This is a genomic window from Rhizobacter sp. P2_H2, assembly GCF_056403375.1.
In genome coordinates this window covers 1-1,462 of the sequence record NZ_JBFUFP010001239.1, presented here as the reverse complement: position 1 = coordinate 1,462, position 1,462 = coordinate 1, and the positions used below count along the sequence as shown (strand labels likewise).

Below are 1,462 nucleotides of genomic sequence, written 5' to 3'. Positions count from 1 at the left end.
GCCCCATGTGGTCCGGGTGCATGTGGGTCACGATCACGCGCAGCACCGGCAGGCCCTGCAGCTCGGTCTCGAACACCTGCTCCCAGGCCGCCTTCGTCGCGTCGTTGGTGATGCCGCAGTCGACGATCGTCCAGCCGGCGCGGCCCTCGATCTCGTCGCGCAGCAGCCAGAGGTTGATGTGGTCCAGCGCGAAGGGCAGCTGCATGCGCAGCCAGCGCACGCCGGGCGCCACCTCCAGCGTCCGGCCCGCCTCGGGCAGGTTCTCGCCCAGCGGGTACTGCAGCTGTCGCTCGAGCTCGTTCATCGGCTTGGTCGGTGATGTCATGGGGCGGCTACACTTTACGTATACGTCAATCAGCCGATTCTAGGTTTTCATGCCGCACGCTGCTGTCGCCGAGGTGTCCGCCACCTCGTCCACCCCGGGAATCACCTACACGATCAGCGAACTCGCCCGCGAATTCGACCTGACGACGCGGGCGATCCGCTTCTACGAGGACTGCGGGCTGCTGTCGCCGCAGCGTGCCGGGCGCAACCGCATCTACACCGCGCGCGACCGCACCCGGCTGAAACTGACGCTGCGCGGCAAGCGGCTCGGGCTGACGCTGTCCGAGGTGAAGGAGCTGGTCGACATGTACGAGTCGCCGCGCGACACGCAGGCCCAGCTGAAGAAATTCCTCACCGTGCTGGCGATGCACCGCCAGCAGCTGGAGCAGCAGATGGCCGACCTGCACGTCACGCTCGACGAGGTGCGCACGCACGAGAAAGAGGCGAAGCGCCTGCTGAATTCGCCCTGACACGATTCATCCCAGAAACTGACGGAGACACCCCATGAACCTGCCCGGACTCGACTTCCAGCTCGGCGAAGACATCGACGCGCTGCGCGACAGCGTGCGCGCCTTCGCCGAGGCCGAGATCGCCCCGCGCGCCGCCGGGATCGACCGCAGCGACCAGTTCCCGATGGACCTGTGGCGCAAGATGGGCGAGCTCGGCGTGCTCGGCGTCACCGTCAGCGAGGAATACGGCGGCGCCAACATGGGCTACCTCGCCCACATGATCGCGATGGAGGAGATCAGCCGGGCGTCGGCCAGCGTCGGGCTGAGCTACGGCGCGCACAGCAACCTGTGCGTGAACCAGATCAAGCGCAACGGCAGCGAGGCGCAGAAGCGCAAGTACCTGCCGAAGCTGATCAGCGGCGAGCACGTCGGTGCGCTCGCGATGAGCGAGCCGGGCGCCGGCTCCGACGTGATCAGCATGAAGCTGAAGGCTGAGGACAAAGGCGGCCACTACCTGCTGAACGGCACCAAGATGTGGATCACCAACGGCCCCGATGCCGACACGATGGTGGTCTATGCGAAGACCGAACCCGAGCTGGGCGCCCGCGGCGTCACCGCCTTCATCGTCGAGAAGGGCATGAAGGGGTTCAGCACCGCGCAGAAGCTCGACAAGCTCGGCATGCGCGGCT

At 66.7% G+C, this 1,462-nt stretch carries 3 protein-coding genes; 2 read left to right on the top strand and 1 reads right to left on the bottom strand.

Features of this window, described 5'->3' with window-relative positions; genetic code table 11:
• A partial coding sequence (locus AC1D15_RS31975) for an MBL fold metallo-hydrolase (protein WP_477829216.1) occupies window positions 1–304 on the bottom strand: 304 nt, incomplete at its 3' end.
• A gap of 70 nt (window positions 305–374) precedes the next feature.
• On the opposite strand from AC1D15_RS31975, the gene AC1D15_RS31970 reads away from it, so the two are divergent.
• Together AC1D15_RS31970 and AC1D15_RS31965 are read left to right on the top strand one after the other, a co-directional pair.
• The gene (locus tag AC1D15_RS31970; protein ID WP_477829215.1) at window positions 375–794 is read left to right on the top strand and encodes a MerR family transcriptional regulator; all 420 of its coding nucleotides are present in this window, start codon (window positions 375–377) and stop codon (window positions 792–794) included.
• A gap of 34 nt (window positions 795–828) precedes the next feature.
• On the top strand, window positions 829–1,462 hold a 634-nt coding region (locus AC1D15_RS31965; RefSeq protein WP_477829214.1), incomplete at its 3' end, for an acyl-CoA dehydrogenase family protein.

Excerpts from the sequence above, each read along its gene's own strand:
- AC1D15_RS31970 (WP_477829215.1), top strand. The coding sequence starts at position 375 with ATGCCGCACGCTGCTGTCGCCGAGGTGTCCGCCACCTCGTCCACCCCG.